Genomic DNA, 24,985 nt, shown 5'->3' with positions numbered 1-24,985 from the left:
AAAAACGGCGTCTGTAATGAAATTGTAACCTATTTTGCCCCTTTCCGTAGTATACTGCATGATAGCGCAGTGTGCGCTGCACTGTATAGTAAAGGAGGGGCTGTATGGAAGCACAGAAGCCCTTGGAGCAGGAAACGCCGGAGACCACCCCACAGGAGGCCCCCACGGCTACCATCCCGCAGCCGGAGAGTACCCCGGCAGCGAACCCGGAGGCGGACCCCATCCCGGAGGAGATGGACGCATCGCCGGAGTCCCCGGCCAAAAAAACCGCTGGGAAGCTGGCGGCCCTCATCGGCGGCGGCATCGTGGCGGTGCTGGGCATATTCTATCTGGTTTTGTGCATCGTCTCCGCCAGCCACGGCACCATCCTCGGCCGCACCGACGTGATGGGCGTGGATATGAGCGGCCTGACCGTCCCGCAGGCGCAGGAGCGCTGGCAGCAGGAGGGACAGGCCGTATGCCAGACGGCTCAGCTGCCCCTGACGGTGGACGGTGAGACGGCGGGACAGGTGTCCCTGTGGGAGCTGGGGGTCTCCGTGACCCCGGAGACGGCGGCCCAGCTGGCCTATGACGCCGGACACAGCGGCCATTTTCTGGAAAACGGCTGGAGCCTTCTCCGCAGCTGGTTCCGGGAGACGTCCCTGACCCCGCCGTGGACGGCGGATGACGCCGCCTTGCAGGAAAAAGCGGCGGAGCTGGCAGAGCAGCTGGATATGGCGGCTGTTGACGGGGCCTGTCGGCTGGAGCAGGGAAAAGAGGACGGTTTTTTGGTGACGGTGCCAAAGAACGGCCGCAAGATAGACCTCCCGCGGTTAACCGATGCCCTGCGGGCGGCGCTGGCCGCCGGGACGTTGGAGCCGGTGACCTGCGCCTATGAGGTGGTGGAGGCCAAGCCCGTGGACTTCGACGCCTTTGCCGAGGCCTACGCCACGGCGAAAAACGCCTCCTATAACGCCGCCGCCGATCAGGTGGAGGAGGGGACGGTGCAGGTGACCTTTGATGCCGCCGCCGCCCAAAAGCTGGTGGCTCAGGCTCAGCCGGGACAGGAAATCACCGTTCCCGCCCAGATCCAGCAGCCCAAGGTCAGCAAGGCGGCGCTGGAGAAGGTGCTGTTCCGGGACGTGCTGGCCAGCTGCACCACCTACGTCAGCGGCGCATGGGGCCGCATCCAGAACGTCCGCAAGGCGGCCCAGAACATCTCCGGCACGGTGCTCAACTGCGGCGACCAGTTCAGCTATAACGACGCCATAGGCCCTACCACGGCGGACTACGGCTTCTACGCCGCCCCCGGCTACGTGGGGGGCAAGACGGTGGATGTCTACGGCGGCGGTGTGTGTCAGGTGTCCTCGACCCTGTACTACGCCACCCTGAAGGCTGATCTGGAGATCGTCATGCGTTACTGCCACCAGTACGCCCCCGGCTACATCAAGTGGGGGTGCGACGCCACGGTGTACGATGGCTTCCCGGATTTCATCTTCGCCAACAACACCGACTACCCCATCAAGATCGTCACCTATTGGAACGACAACAACGTGACGGTGGAGATCTTAGGCACCAAGGTGGATGACAGCTATGTGGAGATGGTCAGCGAGACGGTGGACGTCATCCCGTGGGAAACCGTCTATGAGGAGACGGATGAGCTGGCGCCGGGGGAGAAGCAGGAGATCCAGACCCCCTATACCGGCTATGTGGTGCAGACGTGGCGCAATGTCTATGCCGGGGACGGGAGCCTCCTCTCCAGCACCTTCGAGGCCACCAGCAACTACGAGAGCCGGGATCAGATCATCCGCATCGGCAAGGCAAAGCCCTGAGAGCCATACATACTGCCTCAAAAGCAGCAAAAGAGCCGCACCCACAGGTGCGGCTCTTTTCTTATGGAAAGCATAGGGGGTGCGGTCGTTTCGCCCGAACCCCACATTACCGGCACAGATAGGAGAACCAGCCCTCGCTCTGGCGGGTGCGGAGGATGTCCCATCCCGCTTCCCGCAGGCGCTGGGCCACCTCCTCTGCCCGGTCGTCGATGATGCCGGAGCACAGGAACAGGCCGCCCTCCTTCAGGAAGGGACGCACCTGACCGGACAGGCCGATGATGACGTCCGCCACGATGTTGGCCACCACCATGTCATAGCCCCCGCCGATCTCCGCCTTCAGCTGCTGATCCGACAGCACATCGCCCCACCGGACGGTGTATCGGGAGCGGTCGATGCCGTTGAGGGCGGCGTTTTCATAGGCCACCTCCACGCACTTCTCGTCGATGTCGCAGGCGAAGGCGTGCTCCGCCCCCAGCCGCAGGGCGGCGATGGAGAGGATGCCGCTGCCGCAGCCCAGATCCAGTACCCGCTCACCGCCGTGGATGGTTTCCTCCAGCGCCGTCAGGCACAGCCGGGTGGTGGCATGGCTGCCGGTGCCGAAGGTGAGCCCCGGATTCAGGATCAGAGGGATGCGGCCCTGTGTATTGGCCTGCTCCCACTCCGGCACCACAATGAGACGTTCCCCGATCTCCATGGGCTTATAAAACTGCTTCCAGTTGTTCTCCCAGTCGGCGTCCTCCAGATTGTTCATGGTCAGCAGCAGGGGAGCGTACTCCGGGTGCGCCGCCTTCAGCTGCGACAAGGCCATCCGCACCTGCGCCAGCCGGTGATAGCCCTCCGGGTCGTCTGAGAGGTAGAAGGTGATGCGGCAGAGGCCCTGCTTCTCCTGCATCAGTTCCTCGTCCACATAATCCCAGTACTGGTGATTGTGCTCCAGAAAATCCCGGAAATCCCCCTCGTCATCAATGACCAGCCCCGTGATGCCCTGCTCCTCCAGCAGCTGCGACACCGGGTCCAGACCCGCCGGGGAGGTGTCTAGTTTCAATTCCAGCCACTTCATGCCTTACCGCTCCGTTCCCACGAAGAACAGGCCCATGGTGTTGGGGCCGGTGTGGCTGCCGATGACCGGCCCGATGTAGTGGATGCGGATATCCGTGGTGCCGAAGCGGCGCTGGATCTCCGCCGCCACCTGCTTGGCCTCCTCCTGGCAGTCGGCGTGGCAGATGAACATGGTCTGCTTCTCCGGCTCGATAGCCAGCCGCTCGATGGCGTCCAGCAGGGCCTTGAGACTGGCCTTGCGGCCACGGGCCTTACCCACCATGGTCAGGCGGCCCTCGTTATCCGTGTGCATCACCGGCTTGATGGAGAGCATGGTGCCCACCAGCGCCGTGGCGGCGGAGACCCGGCCGCCACGCTTCAGGAAGTTCAGGTCATCCACGGTGAACCAGTGGCAGACGTGGAGCTTGTTGTCCTCCACCCAATCCCCCAGCTGGCTGAGGGTCAAGCCCTCTTTCTTCTTCTGAGCCGCCAGATACACCAGCAGTCCCTGCCCACGGGAGGCGCTGAGGGTGTCGATGACCCGGATGGTGCGCTCCGGGAAGTCCGGAGCCACGTTCTCCGCAGCGATCACGGCGGACTGATAGGTGGTGGACAGCGCCGACGAGAAGCACAGGCACAGAATATCCTGTCCCCGGCCCAGCACGGTCCGCATGGCGTCCTCGAACTGGCCCACGTTGGCGGCGGCAGTGGTAGAGGTCTTGCCAGCCCGCAGCCGCTTGTAAAACTCCTCATTGGTAATGTAGCGGCCGTCCAGCGTGTTGGGGTATTCCTCCCCGTCCATGGTCATGGTCAGGGGCAGCACCTCCAGCTCCAGCTCACGGGCCATCTGGTCGGTGAGGTCGCAGCAGCTGTCGGTCATGATGATGTAATCCTGCATGGGTAGCTCCTCCTTTGGGTGGTTGATGAAACGGGGCAGCGCCCCGGATGGGATGATGGGATGAATCTAATATATCATATCAGGATAGACGAAAAAAGTGTCGGAATAGAATTTACAACTTGTTCATAAATTATTTTCCTACGCAGAAGCGGGAGAAGATGGTCTGCACCAGATCTTCTCGGATGCGCTTACCGTTCAGCTCTCCCAGCGCCTCCAGTGCCGCCTCGGCGTCGGTGAGAACGACGTCGGGGGTCATGCCGTCCTCCAGCGCCCTGCGGGCGGAGCGGACAGCCTCCAGACTGCGGGCCACGGCGTCAGCCTGCCGGGCGTTGGTGAGAAGCTCCCCTTGGGCCTGTCTCCCGGCGGGATACAGGGCCTCCACGGCCCGGCACAGGGCGTCCACGCCCTCTCCTGTGGCGGCGGACAGGGGATAGACCTGCCCGAAGCGCTGCGACAGCGCCGCCGGTTCCACCCCGGCGGGGAGGTCCGTCTTGTTGACGATGACCAGCTGCCGGGGAACGGCGGCAGCGGTGGCGATGGCGTCCTCGTCCTCCGCCGTCAGGGGCCGGGAGCCGTCCAGCACCAGCAGGGCCAGCGCCGCCTGTCGGGCGGCATCACGGGTGCGCTGCACCCCCAGCCGCTCCACGGCGTCTCCGGTGTCCCGCAGGCCGGCGGTGTCGCACAGACGCAGCAGCACATGGCCCACCTGCACCTTCTCCTCCACGGTATCCCGCGTGGTGCCGGCCACGTCGGTGACGATGGCCCGGTCATAGCCCAGCAGGGCGTTGAGCAGAGAGGACTTTCCGGCGTTGGGCTTGCCTAAAATCACCGCCGGGACGCCCTGCCGCAGCAGCTGTCCCCGGCGGAAGGTGGCCAGCAGCGTCTCCAGTGCCGTCTCGCTGCGGGCGAGGGTCTGGGACAGCTGACCTTGGGTCAGGGGATCGATGTCCTCGTCGGGGTAGTCCACCACGGCATAGAACCGGGATACTACCTCCATAAGCCCGTCATAGATCTCCTCTACGCCCCGGCTGAGACGGCCCTCCAGCTGCCCCACAGCGTTGCGGGCGGCGGCGGGAGATTCGGCGTCGATGAGGTCCGCCACGGCCTCTGCCTGAATGAGGTCCATCCGCCCGTTGAGGAAGGCCCGCTGGGTGAACTCACCGCCTCTGGCCTGCCGGGCGCCTTGGGCGAACAGGGCGTCCAGTCCCTCGTTCAGCACCACCGGAGAGCCGTGGCAGTGGATCTCGGCGCAGTCCTCCCCGGTGTAGCTGTGGGGGCCGGGGAACAGCACCGCCAAAGCGCTGTCTATGATGCGTCCCTGCCGGTCGTGTAGGTCTCCCAGTACCATCCGCCGGGGGGCCTGTCCGCTGATGGGGCCGCCGTGGGCGGGGGAGAATACGACGTCCAGGATACGCCGGGTGTCCGGGCCGGACAGACGCAGGATGCCGATGGCGGAGGGCAGCTGCGGTGTGGCGATGGCGGCAATGGTATCGGGCATGGGAGTCACTCCTTTTGGGGGGATGTTTCATGGTATGATGTATGGCATTATACCATGAACGCCCGAAAAAACCAAGCTGTTTTGCAATTTGCAAAGAGAGGGGGCCATGCCCGCCCCCCCAAGGGGGACACTTTCGCCAACGGGGCGGAAGGGTGTGTGCGGGAAACCCGGAAGGGTGTCCTACACGAGGATGATCCCCATTTTTCAGAGCTTTTTGAAGCTCTGAAAAATACTTCAGCATGTCGAAAAAGCCTTTTCGACATGCTGAGGGCCATGCCTTGCGGCATGGCCCCGGAGAAAACGCTGAGGAAAAAGGTCACTTATGTTGAGGAGAGGGATCACTTACGTTTGAGGAGAAGTAGGGGTCACAGCAGCTTCACCGCCGCCGCCAGCAGGCACAGGCCCAGAGCCAGCGCCAGAGTGCTCAGACGGTTTTTCAGCCGATGAGACATGGAGAAAATCACTCCGCCAGAACCTTGCCCATGGCCCGGCAGGCCTCCAGTGCGGCGTCGTCCGGCGTCTCGCAGCAGATGACACTCTCGCACACCAGATTGATGCCTGCGTCGTCACAGTCCTTCTCCCAGTCACGCATCCACTGACCGTCACCCCAGCCGTAGGAGCCGAACAGGCCCACACTCTTGCCGCCCAGACGGTTCTTGCAGCCGGAGAACATGGGCTCGAACTCGCACTCCTCCAGCACCTCGGAGCCCATAGCGGGGCAGCCGAAGGCGATGGCATCCATACCGGCCAGAGCGCCGGCATCCACGGCGTCGGGAGTCAGCAGCACCGCCTCGGCACCGGCCTCCTTCATGCCCTCCAGCACCGCCTGAGCCATGGCCTCCGTGTTCCCGGTGCTGCTCCAATACACTACCGCAGTCTTTTTCATGATGGTTTCGTTCCTTTCTCTGTTGAAAAATATGTCACACGGCCAGCTGCGCCAGTCCGGAGCCTGCCCGCCACAGGGCGCAGCACCGGTCGGTGCAGCGCTTATACTGACGGAACAGCTCCTTGGCCCGCTCCTCGTCGCCATAGACCTTCCACAGTCCGGCACACTTGAAGCGGCAGGCCTTGTTCTCGATGAAGCCCCGTACATCCTCCGGAGGATAGCTGAGGAACAGCCCGATCTCGTGGGGGAATTCGTCATTTTCCCGCAGACGACGGATGAGACAGGCCACGCACTGCCCGGCGCTGTGACATGGGTACCCGGACTCCTCCAGCAGGCGCACGGCCTCGGCATCCTCCAGATCCTGCCGCAGGCGGCTGGGCCGGTAGAGGTACAGCAGCGCACGGCCGCCGTCAAAGCGAAGGGGCAGCAGACACAGGCCCTTGCCCGCCAGCAGACGGTTGATGCGGCGCACCTCCTGCCGCAGCTCCTCCGGGGAGTCGCAGGGACAGGAGAACAGGCTGCCGGTCTTGATCCCGGCCAGAGTAGGGGCGCACTGACGCACCACAAGCTCCTCAGACATGATGTAAGCCCTCCTTATCCGGCGTGCTTTTCCAGAATGTTCCGTAGAGCGGACAGGGAGCTGGTGTGACAGCGCTCGATGACCGTGTCGCAGCTCCTCAGCTCCCGCAGGGCGCTCTGGACCATTTTGTGGGACATGGTGCTGGTGAAGAAAATGGTCAGATCCGGGTCGCCCAGCTTGTTTTTCAGGCCGCCCACAGGCTTGATAAAGACCTTGGCCCGACAGCGGTAGGATTGACACAGATCCATATAGCGGCGCTCCATACACTCGTTGCCGCCCAGAATGACAATGCTCATAGGTGTTCCTTTCTTATCATGGCTTCCCGGCCGACAAATATGCGGCGGGGAGATGGCTGGTTGATTTCGCTTACCTGATTCGTGGTTCTGCGATGTTCTGATGCTCTAATGATCCGGTTGGTTAGATACATCTAACTTGGTGGTAGTTTAACATCTCTAACTGCGCTTGTCAACCCTTTTTTCAAATTTTACCTACCACGTAGGTGGGAAAGAGGATGGCTCGCCCGTGAGGGGGAGATTTCCGGCGTTTGCACGCCGCCGGAGGCAAAACAGAAAAACTGCCGGCAAAAAGCATCCCGCCGGAGACAAACAGCAGGCACGCAGGAACCACCCTGCGTGCCTGCTCTATACGCATAAGGCTGTCCCACCGCTGTGGTCAGCTCTCCATCATCAGCTGAATGATCTGCTTGTCCGTCTGCGCCATGCCCAGTCGGGCCAGCCGGCCCACGTTGGCGATGGTGTTCTCCACGCCCTTTTTCACGATGCCGTCTCCGCCAAAGAACTGGTTGCCGCTGCGATACATGGCCAGCCCCAGCAGCCCGGCGTCCACGGCGGCGGCGATCTTGGCGGCGCAGCTGGCCTTGGCCCCGTCGCAGATGATGCCGGAATCCATGGCTACGGTATTGACCACCGTGTGGGCCACGGTGTCGTAATCCCCGCCCTGCAGATACGCCAGCCCTGCGGCGGCGCCGCATCCGGCGCTGACGGCTCCGCAGTAGGCGGACAGCCGCCCGATGCCGGTTTTCAGGTGGATGGTCACCAGATTCGCCACCGCCAGCGCCCGCAGCAGCTCCTCATGACTGCGGCCCGTGGCACGGGCGCAGACGATCACCGGCACACTGGAGGTAATGCCCTGATTGCCGCTGCCGGAGTTGATGACCACCGGCATCTCGCACCCGTTCATCCGGGCATCGCTGGCTGCGGCGGCGTAGGCCCGCATCCGATAGGACAGATCCTCCTCATGCCCCCGCAGCAGGGTCTTGCCGATGTTGGCCCCGTAATCGTGGCGCAGGCCCTCCTCAGCGATGGCCATGTTACACCGGATCTGCTGCTCCAGCACCTCCTCCACGTCCTCCGTGGAAAGACAGTCGGCAAAGGCCACGATGCCCTCCACCGTCAGGCAGCTGCGGTCTGTGAGACTGCCGGAGCCCTCGGAGATCTCCCGCTCCAGCAGTACCTGACCGTCCCTCCGGACGGATACCACGTTGGTGTGGTGGCCCACAAGGCGCACCTGAGCGCTGTCCGGGCCGTGAAAAACCGTCACCTGAATGTCGAAGATATAGGGCGTGTCGGCATGGCGCACCTCCACCGGCACGACCTTCAGGAAGGGAGAGATGGCGGCGCTCTGCGCCTCCGTCATGCCGGAGAGCACCTCCAGCTGGGCCTCGGCGTCTCCGGCCACAATGCCCGCCGCCGCAGCTGCCGGGATGCCCCGCAGCCCGCCGGTATGGGGGACTACCACGCTTTTGACGTTCTTGATGATGTTGCCGCTGACCTCCACCAGCACCCGATCCGGCAGTGCGCCCAGAACGCTGCGGGCCTTGGCGGCGGCGTAAGCGATGGCGATGGGCTCGGTGCAGCCGGTGGCGGGGCGCAGCTCCTCCCGGAGGATCTGCACATACTGCCGGTAGCACGCATCGTGTCGTTCCATACGATCCCTCCTGCTCTTTTTTATCCATCTTACCGTATCCCCGCCGGGAAGTCAATCTTTGTCCACAAATAGCGCACAAATTGCAAAGCACGCAGGCCCATGCGGGACCTGCGTGCCTGTATTGTGCTTATTGCTCCAACAGCGCCTCCAGCTGCAAAAGCAGCTCCAGCGCGCTGTGGAAGGAGAAAACGGCGCCGCCCTTCAGGTCACGGAGCTGCCCCTGCCAGCTGTAATGCTGGCGCAGCCGGACCTCCAGCTCCACATCGGCGGGGGCCGCCGCAGCGGAGGGCTTTTCCGGCACGGGACTGTCGGTGGCGGTGTTCATCCACTCCTCCAGCAGGACGATGAGCCGGGCCAGACTGGTGAACTCCGCCCGGCAGCCCAGAGCGGCGCTGTACACATAGCCGCAAAAGCCGTTCTCCCGGCTCTGGAGCGTCAGGCGAAAGGCCCCCAGACCCGGCGTAATGCTTCGGTTTTCTTGCATGGAGTGATCCATCCTTTCTGAAACCGGCGGCGGAGCCGTCCGGTGGGGTGTCAGTCTTTGGGTTCGGCCAGATGGACCATGCCCCGCAGATCGATGGCCCGAGTCTGAAAAACGGCGCTGCTTTGGGCAAAACGCTGGTGCATCGCCTGCTGGAGCCGCTGAGCGATGGCGCTATGGGTCTCCGACCCGGCGCCCGGCAGCAGCACCCAGTATTGCCCGGCGCCAATCTGAGTGAAGGGGTCGCCGGAGCGCAGGCAGCCCTGCAGGATCAGCTTCATCTGCTGCATATAGACGGCATTTTTCTCCGGCTGCGCCTCCCAGCCCTCCAGACACAGCATCAGCAGCTGGGCCTTCAGGTCGGGGTCACGGCGCATGGAACGCAGGTACAGCAGCACGATCTCCCGAAAGGTGCCGTTGTCGCAGGCCAGCGCCCTGCTCTCGCCGTCGCCGGCCAGCAGGAAGGTCTCCAGAGCCGCCGGCCCCATGCCGCCGCCGTACAGTTCCTGCGAGGCGGTGAGGCGGGCGGCCTCCAGCTCCGGGGAGGGGGTCAGGCCGTAACTCTCCTGATACAGCTTTTGCAGGGCCTCGTAGTGGTCCAGCGCCTGCTGGGCCTGATGGCTCCGGGTGAGATTCTGCATCAGCAGCAGATTGAACTCCTCCGACAGAGGGTCCAGATGCACCGCTTGGGCGCACAGGGCCGCCGCCTCGGCGTACTCCTGAGTCCTCATCAGCTCTTGCACCAGTCTGCGGAACAGCCGCACAAACAGGGAGCGATAGTAGGCGTGAAGATCGGTACACCACAGTTCGTCGGCCGCATCCGGCAGAAAATCCCCCTGATACAGATCGGCGGCCTCCCGGCCCAGTGTCCGGAGCTCCTCCGGGTCGGGGGTCTCCAGCGCCCGGCGGGCCAGATCCTCAAAGACATCCACGTCCAGCCATGTATCGGTTCCGGGAACCCAGCGGTACAGGCCGTTTTCGTAGCGAATCATGCCCTTGGTGTCGGAAAAGCCCAGTGTAGCCATGGCGTTGCGTGCCCGGCTGGCGTTATTTTGCAGAGTGCTGGCAGGATTGCTGCCGCTGCCGTCGGGCCACAGAAGGTCGATGAGCTCCTGAGCGGGGATGCCCCGATCCCGGTGCAGGATCAGGTAGGCCACCAGCGTCCACAGCCGTCCGGAACGGCCGGCGAGACTGACCATCCGGGGCTCCTTCATGCCGGTCTGCTGCAGGGCAAACCACCCCAGCATCGTGGCCCGGATGTGTGCGATCTCTCTCATAATCAGCCTCCTCTATAGGGGTGCGGTGCTCTGTCCCGGCCCCACGCTGCGATCATATCATGGAGGAACAAGGGCGGATCCGCATCCGTCCTTGTCCATCGGTGGTACGATCACTATATCACAATTCAAACCGCTTGTCACTCGGAAATTTTGGGCCTTGTGCGCTGGGATGCACAACTGCCCGGCGTATACAAGGGGATAAAAAGCCGAGGAAGCTGCCCGCAGGCAGCTTCCCCGGTGAATGAGTCAGCCAGTGATTGTTTGTTACCGGCTGCGCTTTTTGCGGGAGGGAATGACCGTCACAGCCATACCGGAGATGGCCAGCAGGGCCAGCCACAGCACCAGAGTGCTGCTGTCGCCGGTGGTGGGCTTGCCGGGCTCCACGGGAGTGGTAGGCTCCTCAGCGCCGCAGCGGCTGCACTTGCCATCCTTGTAGTCGTGGCCCAGAGCGGGAATCACCTCGCCCTGCTTCACGACAGTCTGGCAGACCTTGCAGACCTCGTTGCCGGTGTAGCCATCCTCGGTGCAGGTGGCATCCTTGGCACCCACCAGTTCCGTGTCGTGGCTCTTGGCGGGAATGACCTCGGTCTTGCTGGAGGTATACTCCTTATCCTCGAAGGTGACCTTAGCGGTATAGGTGCGGACGCCGGTGGTCTCGCAAGCGGCGGGCGTGGTGACAGCGCTGGTCACCTCTGCCGTGACGTTTTTCACATGGGAAGTATCATTGCCGCAGGTGAATGTGGCAGAAGCGGTGAAATCATCGTTCCACTTCCACACCGGGGCGCCATAGGCATGACCGGTAGCGGGGATGACCTCGGTCTTGGTATCGGTGTAGTCCTTACCATCGAAGGTGACCTTAGCGGTATAGGTGCGGACGCCGGTGGTCTCGCAAGCGGCGGGCGTGGTGACAGCGCTGGTCACCTCTGCCGTGACGTTTTCCACATGGGTGGCATCGTTGGTGCAGGTGAAGGTGGCAGTGGCCTTGAAATCATCGTTCCACTTCCACACCGGCTCACCGTAAGCATGATCGGTAGCGGGGATGACCTCCGTCTTGGTGTCGGTGTAGTCCTTACCATCGAAGGTGACCTTGGCGGTGTAGGTGCGAACGCCGTCCGTCTCGCAAGCGGCGGGCGTGGTGACAGCGCTGGTCACCTCTGCCGTGACGTTTTCCACATGGGAGGTATCATTGCCGCAAGTAAAGGTGGCAGAAGCGGTGAAATCATCGTTCCACTTCCACACCGGGGCGCCATAGGCATGACCGGTAGCGGGGATAGCCAGCTTCTCCAGCGTCGTCTCGGTCTTGCCCTCGGCATCGCTGAACAGCTTGCCGCAGACGGAGCACTTCCAGTAAGCCTCCACGCCGGCGGTCTCGCAGGTGGCAGGAACCTTCTCCACAGCGGTCAGCTGGTGGCCCACAGGGGGATCGGGCAGATCCGCCAAAGCGGCATCCACGTCGGCCTGAGAGACGTACAGAGTGGTCAGCACGTCCATAGCGGCGTCATAGGCCTTGGTCAGGCAGTTCTGCTCCAGATAGTAGGGGTTCGCCTCAATCTCGGCGTTGATGGCCGCTACACGGCGGGTCAAAGCGTCTTTGTTGGCCATGTCAAAGTAACCGGCACTGTCGCCGGAGCCCATGGCAAAGCCGCCGCCGATGTCGGAGCCGTAGGCCACCGTGAACTGCACACGCACCACGTCGCCCTCGGACAGATAGGAATCGGCAAAGCCCACGTTGGGGAATACGTTCTTCAGGCAGTACATCCAGCCGGAGGCGCTGGTGTAGTCGAATTCACCCAGACTGGTCTCGTCCGTCCGGGTCTGGATATCGAAGTTCTTCTCCTCCAGCTTCTCCCGCAGGGCCTGGGGGATGCTGTCGCCGGTGGGATCAATGCCCGCCAGCGCATCGCCCTGGATGTGGGACAGATAGAAGCCGCTCTCCAGAGAGCCGGTGTTGCTGTAGGTAAAGCCTCTTTCCTCCAGCAGACGGGCCAGCGCCTGAGCAGCGTTCTCGCCCTCGATGATGTCCACATAGCAGGGCTCAATGATGTAGCCGCCGCCCAGAGACAGGGCCTCCACGGTGAACACGGCCTTGCCCACCACATCACCGGGCTCGGCCTTCACATAGGTGATGGTATAGGTTACAGAGGCCTTGTGGGCCTTGACAACGACGGTGTTGACGCCCTCCTTGGTAAAGTGCAGGGTATAGCTGGTCTTGGTGTCATCGTCCCAGTTGACGGACACCGGATCACCGTTGAGGAGCACGGTGACCTCGCTGGCAGGCAGCTTGTTGCCGTCGCCGTCCTTGGCAAAGACGTCGAAGGTCATGCGGGAGTTGCGCTGGGTGATGCCATCCTCCAGCGTGGTCTCCAGCGTGACGATATCCTCCCGTACCGTCACCTCAAAGGTGGTGGTGAGCTGACCGAAGGTCACGGTGATGGCCTGCTGCCCCACGGTTTTCAGCAGGGTGGGGGAGAGGGTGTACTGGTCGGCGGACAGGGTGGAAGCGCCGTTTTTGGTGACAGCCTGCACCACCAGACCGGCGGTATTCAGCGTGTCGCCCTCGGTATAAACGGTTTTCTTGGGCAGAGTCTTGACCTGAATGGCAGTGACCAGAGGCAGCTCCACATTCACGGCCTGATCCTCACCGCCCACCACGGTCAGTGTACCCTTAGCGGGCAGATAGCCCTCCTTGGTGACTACATAGCTCCACTTGCCGCTGGCCAGCGTGCGGGTGGCGGAGGCAGCGGTGGCGTTGATGGTGACGGTATCGTTGCTGCTGTTGGTCAGCTGGATGGTGCAGCTGTTGACGGCGTTTCCGGAGTCATCCTTCACGGAGAAGGTGACGTCCGCCGTATTGGGCTTGACCACAGGGATGGTGATATCCGGCAGGGCGCCCAGCTTGAAGCTGCTGTAGCTATGGGGAACACTGATGGAGAGATTGGGCAGGGAATTGCGGTGCGAGCCGATATCCTTGCAGTTGCCGTAGAAGCTGAGAACGCCGTTCGTCAGGACATAGGGCTCATCAGCATCCCAGTCGGCGGGGATCTTTACCTCCACGGTGCGGCAGCTGTCGCCGTCCGCCCGGTCGAAGAGGTGACGCTGGTAGAAATACTTATCGCCGGTGACGGTATCGCCGCTGCCGGGATCGGTGTAGGAGACGTAGGCGTAGAGGCTATACAGGTTCGCCATGGTGTTGGCGGGGTGATACACGCCGGTGAGCTGCACGGTGACGGTGTCGCCGGGCAGGATATCACGGGTGGGGTCGGTCTTGTTGGTGATGACTACCCCGGCCTTCTTCACGGTGATGACCTGATAGGTGTCGGCGCCATCCTTGCTGATCTTGACGATGTTTTTGCCCTCGGTGAGAGTCAGAGTCACGTCGCCGCCCTTGGTGGTCACACCGTCGGTGCCGAAGCCGCCGGTGTAGGTCATGGCCGTCTCGGTGAGCGTGGGGCGCAGCAGGGTGACGGTGCTGCCGGCGGCGGGCCGGAAGGTGTACTGGCAGCCGTCATCGCCGGTGTAGTACAGCACGTCTGCCTCAGCATCCAGCTTGTTACCGGCCACCTTCCGGTCACCGTTGTTGATGGTCATGTTGGCATCCGGGCCGTTGGCGGCGTTCTCGCCTACCTCCACCACCACCACACCGGTGTTCTCCGGCCAGATGGCGCCAAAGGTCTTGTTCTTGTTGATGTCCCAGCCGCAGTCCGTCACATACATGGCGTCATAGGTCACCAGAACGACGGCCGTACCGGCGCTGTTGGCGGTGATGCGGCCGCTGTCATCCACGCTGACCACATTGGTGCCGTCCACATCCAGTGCCGTGTAGTGGAACACGGGCTCCAGCGTGGAGCCTCTGCTGCCGGCGGCGTAGCTGTTGGAGATCTGGAACATACGCAGGGGCGCAGCTGCTTCATGCCGCCCACGGTCAGGGCGACGCTGCCGGTGTAGTCCACACCGTTGAGGCGGATATCCGCCGCATCACTCTCCTCGTCCCGGAGAATGGCCTTGGGATTGCCGGTCATGGTTTTCGTCAGGTCATATCGGGTGGTGGCGCCGGTGGATTTGAACATACCGGTGGCGGTGACAAGCCCGTCGCCGGCGGCCTGATAGATGTAGCTGCTGCCGGCCGCCAGCCGGAAGGTGTAGACGTCGCTGTCATCGCCGGTGAGATCGGCATCGCCGGGAATCAGCGTACCCTGCCCATAGGTGGTGGAGGGAATGCTGTGCATGACGACACGGCCGCCCTTAGGCACCACGAAGCCGGTGCTCACGATCTGGGGCAGAGTGACGCTCCACGTAGCAGAGCCCGTCAGCTTCTGGCTGGTGGGCTGGGAGGCCTGATAGCCCTCGGCCGCTCTGGCCTCGGAGGGCTGGACGGACCAGGTGTAGGTACCGGGGGCCATGAGGTAGGGGTAGCCTACATAGCTGCCGGACTGATGGGGCTCGCCGGGGGTCATGACGGTGCCGTCGGCGGCCTTGACCTCGGTGGTGAAGTCATCTGCCGTCCAGCCGATCTCGATGGCGTAGACATAGACCAGATACAGCTCGAAGGTCTGCTCACCGCTGCCTTCGGTGACGGTGAGGGTGCCTGTGCCAAGGAGATATTCGCTGCCCCGCACAGTGTCCCGTGCCTCATAGGTATAGACGCCGGGAGCCGTCAGAAACTCATATACGTTGTAGTCGCCGCTGGTGTCTGCGGGGATGGATACGGGCTGGCCCGCAGCATCCTTCAGGGTCAGGGTCATGCCGGTACCCCGGCCCTGGGAGGTGATGATCTTCACCTGCCGCATCCCCTCCGGAACGTTGACCGTCACGGGAGCCACGGCGCTGGTGACACTGGTGGGCTTGTTGCCCGCCACGGTGTTGGTGACCACCACACGGTACCAGAAGCTGCCCGGCGCCTCGGTGGAGGGGGTGTAGCTGCTCTGGGTGGCGTCGGTGATGTCCTCGAAGCCGTCGGCGGCGGAGGTGGTGCTCACCTGCCACTGATAGCTCAGGGTGCCGCTGCCGGTGGCCTGCACCGCCAGAGCGTTGGCCCTATCGCCGCAGGTGTAGGTGACAGCCGTCGTGGACAGGTCCGCCGTCAGAACGGGAGCCGGGGCGGCGGGGGAGTCGTCCTTCTCCACGAACTCCAGAATATAGGCGGAGCTGGTGTCTGCATAGCTCCGGGTCTTGACCAGAGACAGGTTCTTCTCGTAGCCGCCGGTGCGGGTCTCGATGGTATAGGGGGCGGAGGAGCCTACCTCATCTGCTGACCAGTAGTCCACGGGAGCCGGCCAATCATTCAGACCGTCCTTCTGTGTGTAGCCGCTGCCGGAGCTGCTGGCCTTATCCAGATAGACGGTGCCGTAGAGCTGGACCGTCTTGGTCCCGGCGGGGACAGTGACCTTATAGTGGGGGATATCCTCCCACGCAAAGGTCAGATAGTCTACAAATTCATACTCCAGCGCATCGCTGCTGCCCACCAGAGTGATCTTCTCGGGCTTTGCATCGGCGGCGGCCCAGGCCGAGACCGGCAGGACGCTCACCAGCATCAGCAGGGACAGCATCAGCGCAAGGAGCTTCTTTCCGTACGACGTGCTCTTTGTCTGCATTTCGTTTCTCCTTTTCTCAAATATGTCGTGGTGTCAGTGGGATCGGCGGCCCTGCGTGCAGGCCGCAGCCCTCACCTCCTCTCCGATGGGATTTTCTTGTCTGCCGTACGGACCCCCGTGGCCGGGGGCGGCTTTTGCTGATGGCACAAAGCAAAAGCGTCCGTGCCGCCGGTTCGGCAGCACGGACGCATCAAGGGCGTTCTCTTTGTGCAGGCAGTCCCGGTGCAGGCAGGTACCGCAGCGGACGGCCCGGTGTATCTGACTTATCCGTCCCGTCGGACTTGCCGCCGGGAGGGCTTCACAGTGACCCACTCGCAGGGATTTGCACCCTATTCCACCTGTCCCCTCACAGGGACGGGACCGTCTGCTGAAAAAGAAACGGAGTCCAGTTCAATGGCTGGAACGTTATCCTCCTCATCATAACACAAGGGCGACCGTTTTGCAATATCATACCGAAAAATCATTTGCCGGAAAAAGGCCGGCCACTGCCGGGGAAACCCGAACCCCGCCCGGCAGAAAAAATTCCCCGGACAGGACACTGTCCGGGGAATGCTTCGGTGCGATAGACTCGGCTTTACTCGATGGAGATGGTGTAGTAGTACACCGGCTGACCGCCGCTGAGGAGGGAGATCTCCGTCTCCGGGCAGGCCTTGGTGAACAGGGCCTGCGCCGCCTCGGCCTCCTCCTGCGACACGCCCTCGCCGTAGAACAGGGTGACGAAGGCCGCCTCCCGCTCCGCCGCCAGCGCCGCCAGTCGGGTCAGCAGGGAGGTGATGTCCCGCTCCGTGCCGAAGAGCTTGCCGTCCAGCAGGGCCAGATAGTCGCCCTCGTTGATGGCGAAGCCGTCGAAGTCGGAGTTGCGGGCGGCATAGGTGATCTGGGCCGTGGTGACAGCGGCGGCCGCCTCGGTCATGGCCGCAAGAATGGCCTGCGGATCCTCCTCCGCCGTGTCCACGCTCATCATGGCGCTGATGCCCTGAGGGATGCTGTGGGTGGGTACCACGATGACCTGCTTCTCTGTCAGCCCCACGCACTGCTGGGCCGCCATGACGATGTTCTTGTTGTTGGGCAGCACGAACACGATTTCGCTGGGGGTGTGGTTCACCTCCCGCAGAATGGCCTCCGTAGAGGGGTTCATGGTCTGGCCGCCGGATACCACCCGGTCCACGCCCAGATCCCGGAAGGCCGCCGCCAGTCCGTCTCCGGCGCATACCGCCAAAAAGCCGTAGCACTTCTCGGCAGGGGCCACAGCCTGCTCGGCCTGCTCCAGCTCCGCCTCGATGGCGTCCAGATCGTCGGTGCTCTGGGCCTTGCGGCCCGCTGCCAGATCGGCGGCCTGGGTCCGCATATTCTCGATCTTGGCCAACTCCAGCGTACCGTATCGCTGGGCCGCCGTCAGGGCCTCACCGGGGGTGTCGGTGTGAACATGGACCTTGAAGGACTCGTCGTCCTCGCCGATGACCAGACTGTCACCGATGCTGTCCAGATAGGCCCGGAAGGGGGCCAGATCCACGTTGGGATCGTTCTTGCGGACGATGAACACCGTGTCGAAGGCGAAGGTGATGTCCTCGTCTCCGATGGCGGCAAAGTCCGCCTTGTCGTGCTCCGGCTCCTCCTCCACCTCCGGCATGGGCTCGCCCCGCAGACTGCTGAGCATCCCCTCCAGAATGATGAGGTAGCCCTTGCCGCCGGCATCCACTACACCGGCCTTTTTCAGCACCGGGTTCATCTCCGTGGTCTCGGCCAGCGTCTCATAGCCCGTGGCAATGGCCTCCGCCAGCACATATTCGGCGCAGTTCTGCTCCTGCGCCGCCTCCTCAGCTCTGGCCGCCGCCAGACGGGATACCGTCAGCACCGTGCCCTCGGCGGGCTTCATCACGGCGCCGTAGGCTGTGGTCACGCCCTCGGACATGGCCGCCGCCAGCTGTACGCCGTCCATCTCCTCCAGTCCCTTCACGGACTTGGAGAGTCCCCGGAACAGCAGGGACAGGATAACACCGGAGTTTCCGCGGGCGCCCCGCAGCAGGGCGCTGGCGGTGATCTTGGCGGCCTCGCCCACCGTGGCGGGCTCGCACTTTTTCAGCTCCGCCGCAGCGGTCTGGATGGTAAGGCTCATATTGGTGCCGGTATCGCCGTCCGGCACGGGGAATACGTTCAGGTCGTTGATGGCCTGCTTTTCACGGGTGATACAGGCGGCGCCGAAGGCGACCATCTGCTTGAAGGCGCCGCCGCTGATTTTTTCTGTCATGCTCTTGCTTCTCCTCCTACCGACGTTCATCAAACGGTGATGGAGTCCACAAAGACATTCACTTCACGGACCTCCACGCCGGTATTTTTGGTGACCACATATTTGACCTCGCCCATAATGGAGCGGCATACCGTGGCGATATTCACACCGTTCTCCACGATGATGTGCAGTTCGATGGACACCGTGCCGTCCTCGTTATAGGTGACCTTTACGCCCTTGCTCATGGCTTCCCGGCGCAGCAGATGGACCAAGCCGTCCGTCATGCTGCGGTAGGCCATGCCCTTGACGCCGAAGCAGTTGGTAGCGGCGGCGCCGGTGATGCTGGTGAATACGGCGCTGCTGATACTGATCTCGCCCCGCTGGGACTGGACCTTAATCATAGTATTCTTCCTTTCCGTTCAGGATAAAGGGCAGACTGCCCGATGATACGATTGATACTAATACAGAGCATTATATCGCATTTATCCGCAGATAACAAGGGGAAATTGCAAAAGAGGGCATCATGGCGTACATATTCCGCTTCCTGCGGCGCAAACTATGGGCGTTTCCATTTTATGACGCAGGAGGTAGCGCAAGCTATGGTGAAAGATTTCATCGACACAAATGAGTTCACACGGGAGCAGCTGGTGGATATGATCGAGCTGAGCCTTGCCATCAAGCGGGCCATCCGCAGCGGGTATTATCCGCCCCTGATGCAGGACATGACACTGGGCATGATCTTCCAGCAGTCCTCCACCCGTACCCGTGTCTCCTTCGAGACAGCCATGAGCCAGATGGGCGGCCACGCCCAGTATCTGGGACCGGGAATGATCCAGCTGGGCGGCCACGAGACCATCGGGGATACCGGCAAGGTGCTGTCCCGTCTGGTGGATGTGGTGATGGCCCGTGTCATCGAGCATCGGACCGTCGTGGAGCTGGCCCAGTCCTGCACCATCCCGGTGCTCAACGGAATGTCCGACTACAACCACCCCACGCAGGAGATCGGGGATATGTGTACCATCTTCGAGCATCTGCCCCCAGGGCAAGCGCCTGAAGGACGTGAAGGTGGTGTTCGTGGGGGACGGCACGCAGGTCTGTGCCTCGCTGGGCTTCATCACCACCAAGCTGGGGATGCACTTCGTCCACTACGGCCCGGCGGGCCACCAGCTGACGGAGAAGCATCAGACCATTTTAGAGCGCAACTGCCAGCTCTCCGGCGGCAGCTGGCTGGTGACGGATGACCGCTCCGCCGTCCGGGACGCCGATTTCATCTACACCGACGTGTGGTACGGCCTGTACGAAAATGAGATGCCCAAGGAGGAGCGGGTGCAGGTGTTCCACGACTATCAGGTGAACCGGGAGCTGATGGCGCTGGGAGCCATCGGCTGCAAGTTCCTCCACTGTCTGCCGGCCACCCGTGGCGAGGATGTGACGGACGAGGTGGCGGACTCCGCCTCCTCCCTGTGCTGGGAGCAGGCCGGCAACCGCCTGACGGCCATGCGGGGCCTGCTGGTGTACTTCACCCGCTGCCGCCCGGAGCACACGGAGCTGGAGATCGCCGCCGCACGGGACACGCTGGAGCGGTTCCTGCAGGACCGCATCTACTGCTGACGGCCTATGGAAAACCGCAGAAAATTCCGCTTGGCGGATGTGATCCTGTCCGTCATCTGCGTGGTATTCGTGGCGGAGGCGGCGGCGCCGGTGGCCTCCATCGGCAACAGCCAGTACTTCTGGTGGCTGTTCATGATCGCAGCGTTCCTGCTGCCCTACGGCCTCATCGCCTCGGAGCTGGGGACGGCCTTTCCCGGTGACGGCGGCCTGTACGACTGGATCCAGACCGCCTATCCCGGCACCTGCTGGGGCGCACGGGCCTCATGGTACTACTGGATCAATTTCCCGCTGTGGATGGCATCTCTGGCGGTGGTATGCCCGGAGCTGCTGGAGGTGATCTTCGGCGGGCGCATCGGCCCGGTGTGGTCACTGGTGATCCAGCTGGCCTTCATCTGGATCGTCACATGGATCGCCGCCTATCCGGTGTGTGACAGCATCCTGATCCTGAACCTCAGTGCCGCCATCAAGATCCTGCTGGCGCTGACGGTGGGGGTGCTGGGCATCGTGTACGTGTCGAAAAACGGCTTCGTCAACAGCATGGAGGCCCGGACCTTCCTGCCGTCCTTCGATCTGAACAGCCTGTCCTATATCTCCGTCATTCTCTTTAACTTTCTGGGCTTCGAGGTGGTCTGCACCTACGCCGACAATATGCAGGCCCCCCGGCGGCAGATCCCGCAGGCCATCGTCACCGGCGGCATCGTCATTGCCGCCATCTACCTGTTCTCCGCCTTCGGCATCGGCGCCGCCGTGCCGGTACGGGACATCAGTCCGGATTCCGGTCTCATCGATGCCGTGTCCCTGATGACCGGCGGGGCCGGCGGTACGCTGGTGCGGGTGGTGGCTCTCTTGTTTTTGGTGACGCTTTTTGGTAATATGATCTCATGGTCCATGGGCGTCAACTCCACCGCCGCCTACGCCGCCGATCGGGGCGATATGCCGGCGGTGTTCGCCCGGCGCTGGAAGCGCAACGATATGCCCGTGGGTTCCGCCGTCACCAGCGGCATCGTGGCCTCTGCCGTGTGCCTGCTGGGGGCGGTGATGGAGCGGCTCAGCCCCGACTCGTCCCTGTTCTGGAGCTTCTTCGCCTTGAATCTGGTGATGCTGCTGCTGAGCTATCTGCCGGTGTTCCCGGCGTTTCTGACCCTGCGGCGGAAATTCCCGGATCGGGAACGTCCCTTCCGGGTGCCGGGCCGCAGCGGCTTTCTGAAGTGGCTGGCCTATGTGCCTATGGCCCTGATCATTCTATCCATCATCTTTACCGCCGTGCCGCTGTCGTGGGATCGGGAGACTCTCACCGGCGTGCTGCCCATCACCGTCGGCTCCGTGCTGAGCGTGCTGCTGGGCGAGGTGCTCATTGCAGCCCGGCGGCCCCAACACTGATTGCAGGAGGAAGCATTATATGGCAAAACGTATCATCGGCTCTACCCCCAAGGCGGACGGCTATCGGATGCCTGCGGAATTTGAACCCCAGGACGGGGTGTGGATGCTCTGGCCGGAGCGCAACGACAACTGGCGCAGCGGGGCCAAGCCCACACAGGAGACCTTCTGTCAGGTGGCCCGTGCCATTGCCCGGTTTGAAAAGGTCACCATGTGCGTCAGCGCCGGACAGTATCAGAATGCACGGGCCCGCCTTCCGGAGGAGATCCGGGTGGTGGAGGTGTCCTCCAACGACGCATGGGTCCGGGACTGCGGCCCCACCTTTCTGGTAAACGGACAGGGCGGCCTGCGGGCGGTGGACTGGACCTTCAACGCATGGGGCGGCCTGTACGACGGCCTGTACTTCCCGTGGGACAGGGACGATCAGGTGGCGCAGAAGATCTGTGAGATGGCGGACGTGGACTCCTACCGCACGGAGGGCTTCGTGCTGGAGGGCGGCTCCATCCATGTGGACGGCGAGGGTACCGTGCTGACCACGGAGATGTGCCTGCTGTCCCCCGGCCGGAATCCCGATCTGTCCAGGGCGGAGATCGAGGAGAAGCTGTGCCAGTATCTGGGCTGCGAGAAGGTGCTGTGGCTCCGGGACGGCATCGATCCCGACGAGACCAACGGCCATATCGACGATGTGGCCTGCTTCGTGGCGCCGGGGGAGGTGGCCTGTATCTGGACGGAGGACAAGGACAACCCCTTCTATCAGGCGGCGCAGGACGCCTACCGCACCCTGTCTCAGGCCACCGACGCCAAGGGCCGGCGGCTGAAGGTGCATAAGCTGTGCCTGACCCGTGAGCCCTGCCGGCTGGAGGGCGCCGAGACCATCGACGCCGTGGAGGGTACCGTCCCCCGTGAAAACGGCGAGGTGAGCATCGCCTCCTATATGAACTTCCTCATTGTCAACGGCGGCGTGATCCTGCCCCAGTACGGCGACGAGAACGACGCTCTGGCAGTGCGGCAGGTGCAGGAGATGTTCCCGGACCGTGAGGTGGTGGGCGTGCAGACCCGTGAGGTGGCCTTCGGCGGCGGCAATATCCATTGCATCACCCAGCAGCAGCCTCGTCCCTGACGGACAAAGCAAGGGGCAGTGGCTGAAACAGGGAAGCAGCCGAAACGGGAGAATAACAGCTGAAGCAAGAAAATGATTAGCAAAAAGGAACGTGCCATGGCACGTTCCTTTTTGCATGGGGAGCATCTCAAGTGGAGAAGAGTATTTCCCTGCTTTGCCTCCCCGCAAAAAAACAGGCGGGTGATCCTCACCCGCCTGTTTCTCACAAGCTCGCTCAGTTGAACAGCTTGGCAATGGAGATCTCCTGATAGATGCGCTCGATGGCCTCGGCAAACATGGGGGCCACAGACAGATACTTGATCTTGCTGCACCCCTCGCCCATGGACTCCGGAATGGTATTCAGCAGCGCCAGCTCCTCGATGCAGCTGGCCTCCAGCCGCTCCAGAGCGGGGCCGGACAGCACACCGTGGCTGGCGCAGGCGAACACGCGGTTGGCGCCGCCCACCTCCACGATGGCCTTGGCGGCGTTGCAGAGGGAACCGGCGGTATCCACCATGTCGTCAAAGAGGATGCAGTCCTTACCGGCCACGTCGCCGATGACGTTCATCACCTCGCACTGGTTGGCCTTCTGGCGGCGCTTATCCACGATGGCAAGGTTCATATGCAGCTTCTGGGCGAAGGTCCGGGCACGGGCCACAGAACCCACATCCGGGGACACCACCACCATATCCTCGGCCTTGGAGCCGAACTTCTTGGCATAGTAGTCCACGAAAACCGGGTTGCCCAGCAGGTTGTCCACAGGGATGTCAAAGAAGCCCTGGATCTGGCTGGCGTGGAGGTCCATGGTCAGCACACGGTCCGCTCCGGCGGCGGTGAGCATATTGGCCACCAGCTTGGCGGAGATGGGATCACGGCTCTTGGCCTTGCGATCCTGACGGGCATAGCCGAAGTAGGGGATCACAGCGGTGACACGACCGGCGGAGGCCCGCTTGCAGGCATCGATCATAATGAGCAGCTCCATGAGACTGTCGTTGACGGGCTTGCAGGTGGAGTTGATGAGGAACACATCGCTGCCTCGAACGGACTCGTACAGGGAGACGGAGGCCTCGCCGTCAGCGAACGACTTGACCTCGGCCTCACCCAGCTTGGTGCCGATAAGCTTGCAGATCTCCTCCGCCAGCGCCGGATTGGAGTTGCCGGTGAAGAGCTTGATGTCCTTGCCATGAGAAATCATTGTTTTACACACTCGCTTTCTATCATATTCCAAAAATTTCTCTCTCTTGGTGCAGATATATTGAGACGACTGCCGTCGTAACTCACGTTATTTCTTCCACGTTTTCCGCAGCCGGTCCGCCCAGCCCCGGATGTTGGTCTGGCGCTGACGGGCGATGGCCAGAGCGCCCTCCGGCACATCGTCGGTAACGGTGGATCCGGCGGCGGTGTAGGCCCGGTCCTCCACGGTGACGGGGGCGATGAGATTGGTGTTGCAGCCCAGAAACACGTCGTCGCCAATGGTGCAGCGGTGCTTTTTGTGGCCGTCATAGTTGGTGGTGACGGTGCCGCAGCCGAAGTTCACCCGCTGTCCCACGTCGCTGTCGCCCACATAGGTCAGATGGCTGATCTTGGTGCCGTCTCCGATGACGGAGTTCTTCACCTCCACGAAGTCCCCTACCCGGCAGTGGTCACCGATACGGCAGTTGGGCCGGACATAGGTGAAGGGCCCCACGGTGGTGTGACTGCCGATGGTGCTCTCATTGACCTGCGAGGCGTTGATGGTGGTGTCCTTTCCCACGATGCAGTCCCGCACCATGGCGTTGGGGCCGATCTCACAGCCGGAGCCGATGGCGGTATGGCCCCGGAGGATGGTGCCCGGCAGCAGCGTCACGCCGGGAGCAATGGAGCAGCGGGGGTCGATATAGGTGGTGGCGGGGTCTACGACGGTGACGCCCGTCATGCGCCGCAGCAGCAGCTCACGGGCATCCGGCATAGCGGCGTTCAGCGCCGCCTCATCCGCCACCGGGCGGAATACCGGCGGCAGCGTCTGCGTCTGCCACAAACTGCGGATACCGCAGGCCTCCGCCGGGCAGTCCGTCAGAGGGATGCCGCTCTCCAGCCGGGCCTTCAGCGTCCCGACCTCGGCGGCGTATACGCTGCGGCTGTCCTCCGGGCCGTACACCGGCACCACGGGGCCGGGGACCACGATGACCTCACCCTCTGCATCGGCCAGCGCCTCCTGAGCGGAGGCGAACAGCCGGGTGTCGAAGCCCTCCATGACCTCCCGTACCTCATCCTGCCACGCCTCGTCACACACAATAAAAAACCGCTGAGCGCCGCAGACCGTCAACTCCTGTGCCACCCAGGTCAGTACCGGGCAAAACAGGATCGGCCGCAGCATCAGCGGTTTGTCACAGGGGGCGCAGCCGCCCTTCAGATCCAAAAATACCACACTACGATCCATGGGAATCCTCCCCCTCTCTGCATACTGCCTCTATTATAACAGACTTTACAAAGAAATCCAGTATTTTCACATATTTTCCCGGCAATAATTTTTCTCAGGGCAGGAAATCTCTCCCACGGAGGAGAGGGAGCCGCAAAAAGCGACGGTTTTTGCGGTGAAGCGAAGGAAAATTTTATATTTTTAAGAAAAAATATGTGGATTCTGCAAGTTATAGTTGCATTTTTTTGCGGATTGCATTACAATAC

At 62.6% G+C, this 24,985-nt stretch carries 19 protein-coding genes and 1 pseudogene; 5 read left to right on the top strand and 15 right to left on the bottom strand.

Translation table 11 applies throughout. The features are described 5' to 3' along the window. The first annotated feature begins 104 nt into the window (after positions 1 to 104). Positions 105 to 1,811 carry a VanW family protein gene (locus KJS28_RS10940; protein WP_213540977.1) on the top strand — a complete coding sequence of 569 codons (1,707 nt, stop codon included), beginning with the start codon at positions 105 to 107 and terminating at the stop codon, positions 1,809 to 1,811. A 106-nt stretch (positions 1,812 to 1,917) separates the two neighbouring features. Here the strand turns inward: KJS28_RS10940 and prmA are convergent, their stop codons facing one another. From prmA to KJS28_RS10880, 13 genes are all read right to left on the bottom strand, one after another. Further along, complete coding sequence (gene prmA / locus KJS28_RS10935) at positions 1,918 to 2,871, bottom strand: 50S ribosomal protein L11 methyltransferase (RefSeq protein WP_213540975.1); 954 nt, start codon at positions 2,869 to 2,871, stop codon at positions 1,918 to 1,920. A 3-nt stretch (positions 2,872 to 2,874) separates the two neighbouring features. Beyond that, positions 2,875 to 3,747: a DegV family protein gene (locus KJS28_RS10930; protein ID WP_213540973.1), complete on the bottom strand. Its 873-nt coding sequence runs from the start codon at positions 3,745 to 3,747 to the stop codon at positions 2,875 to 2,877. 130 nt (positions 3,748 to 3,877) lie between these two features. Continuing rightward, positions 3,878 to 5,245, bottom strand: coding sequence for a tRNA uridine-5-carboxymethylaminomethyl(34) synthesis GTPase MnmE (gene mnmE / locus KJS28_RS10925; protein ID WP_213540972.1), 1,368 nt, complete (start codon positions 5,243 to 5,245; stop codon positions 3,878 to 3,880). A 460-nt stretch (positions 5,246 to 5,705) separates the two neighbouring features. After that, entirely contained in the window at positions 5,706 to 6,131 is a 426-nt protein-coding gene (locus KJS28_RS10920) for a flavodoxin (RefSeq protein ID WP_213540971.1), read from the bottom strand. A gap of 34 nt (positions 6,132 to 6,165) precedes the next feature. Next, positions 6,166 to 6,711 carry a DUF3793 family protein gene (locus KJS28_RS10915; RefSeq protein ID WP_213540969.1) on the bottom strand — a complete coding sequence of 182 codons (546 nt, stop codon included), beginning with the start codon at positions 6,709 to 6,711 and terminating at the stop codon, positions 6,166 to 6,168. A 14-nt stretch (positions 6,712 to 6,725) separates the two neighbouring features. Next, positions 6,726 to 7,007 carry a DUF2325 domain-containing protein gene (locus tag KJS28_RS10910; RefSeq protein ID WP_213540967.1) on the bottom strand — a complete coding sequence of 94 codons (282 nt, stop codon included), beginning with the start codon at positions 7,005 to 7,007 and terminating at the stop codon, positions 6,726 to 6,728. A gap of 376 nt (positions 7,008 to 7,383) precedes the next feature. Beyond that, entirely contained in the window at positions 7,384 to 8,658 is a 1,275-nt protein-coding gene (locus KJS28_RS10905; protein WP_213540966.1) for an L-cysteine desulfidase family protein, read from the bottom strand. Positions 8,659 to 8,785: 127 nt separating this feature from the next. Continuing rightward, entirely contained in the window at positions 8,786 to 9,142 is a 357-nt protein-coding gene (locus KJS28_RS10900; protein WP_213540964.1) for a hypothetical protein, read from the bottom strand. Between the two features lie 50 nt (positions 9,143 to 9,192). Beyond that, positions 9,193 to 10,416 (bottom strand): AfsR/SARP family transcriptional regulator, encoded by a 1,224-nt coding sequence (locus KJS28_RS10895; RefSeq protein WP_213540962.1) that lies wholly within the window; start codon positions 10,414 to 10,416, stop codon positions 9,193 to 9,195. A 264-nt stretch (positions 10,417 to 10,680) separates the two neighbouring features. Further along, positions 10,681 to 13,602 carry a bacterial Ig-like domain-containing protein gene (locus KJS28_RS10890; protein ID WP_228298485.1) on the bottom strand — a complete coding sequence of 974 codons (2,922 nt, stop codon included), beginning with the start codon at positions 13,600 to 13,602 and terminating at the stop codon, positions 10,681 to 10,683. A 539-nt stretch (positions 13,603 to 14,141) separates the two neighbouring features. Next, positions 14,142 to 16,007: a DUF8696 domain-containing protein gene (locus KJS28_RS12555; protein WP_228298390.1), complete on the bottom strand. Its 1,866-nt coding sequence runs from the start codon at positions 16,005 to 16,007 to the stop codon at positions 14,142 to 14,144. 574 nt (positions 16,008 to 16,581) lie between these two features. Further along, entirely contained in the window at positions 16,582 to 18,255 is a 1,674-nt protein-coding gene (locus KJS28_RS10885; protein ID WP_213540959.1) for a DAK2 domain-containing protein, read from the bottom strand. 29 nt (positions 18,256 to 18,284) lie between these two features. Continuing rightward, positions 18,285 to 18,635 carry an Asp23/Gls24 family envelope stress response protein gene (locus KJS28_RS10880; RefSeq protein ID WP_021857882.1) on the bottom strand — a complete coding sequence of 117 codons (351 nt, stop codon included), beginning with the start codon at positions 18,633 to 18,635 and terminating at the stop codon, positions 18,285 to 18,287. 42 nt (positions 18,636 to 18,677) lie between these two features. Here KJS28_RS10880 and KJS28_RS12870 point away from each other — a divergent pair. The 4 genes and pseudogenes from KJS28_RS12870 to aguA all read left to right on the top strand — a co-directional run. Further along, positions 18,678 to 19,202, top strand: a pseudogene (locus KJS28_RS12870) (hypothetical protein); the annotation flags it as partial. 106 nt (positions 19,203 to 19,308) lie between these two features. Further along, entirely contained in the window at positions 19,309 to 19,845 is a 537-nt protein-coding gene (locus KJS28_RS12865; protein WP_267873543.1) for an ornithine carbamoyltransferase, read from the top strand. A 6-nt stretch (positions 19,846 to 19,851) separates the two neighbouring features. Next, positions 19,852 to 21,225, top strand: coding sequence for an APC family permease (locus KJS28_RS10870; RefSeq protein ID WP_213540958.1), 1,374 nt, complete (start codon positions 19,852 to 19,854; stop codon positions 21,223 to 21,225). 19 nt (positions 21,226 to 21,244) lie between these two features. Further along, complete coding sequence (gene aguA, locus KJS28_RS10865; RefSeq protein WP_213540956.1) at positions 21,245 to 22,342, top strand: agmatine deiminase; 1,098 nt, start codon at positions 21,245 to 21,247, stop codon at positions 22,340 to 22,342. 214 nt (positions 22,343 to 22,556) lie between these two features. Here aguA and KJS28_RS10860 read toward each other — a convergent pair whose 3' ends face one another. Together KJS28_RS10860 and KJS28_RS10855 are read right to left on the bottom strand one after the other, a co-directional pair. Next, a complete protein-coding gene (locus KJS28_RS10860) occupies positions 22,557 to 23,516 on the bottom strand; it encodes a ribose-phosphate pyrophosphokinase (protein WP_213540955.1) in 960 nt (319 codons plus the stop codon). An 87-nt stretch (positions 23,517 to 23,603) separates the two neighbouring features. Continuing rightward, positions 23,604 to 24,740 (bottom strand): GlgC family sugar phosphate nucleotidyltransferase, encoded by a 1,137-nt coding sequence (locus tag KJS28_RS10855; protein ID WP_213540953.1) that lies wholly within the window; start codon positions 24,738 to 24,740, stop codon positions 23,604 to 23,606. Positions 24,741 to 24,985 lie beyond the last annotated feature (245 nt).

This window comes from Vescimonas coprocola (assembly GCF_018408575.1).
Classification (GTDB): domain Bacteria; phylum Bacillota; class Clostridia; order Oscillospirales; family Oscillospiraceae; genus Vescimonas; species Vescimonas coprocola.
The sequence above is the reverse complement of the archived record's forward strand: the minus strand, read 5'-3'. Positions and strand labels throughout refer to the sequence as shown.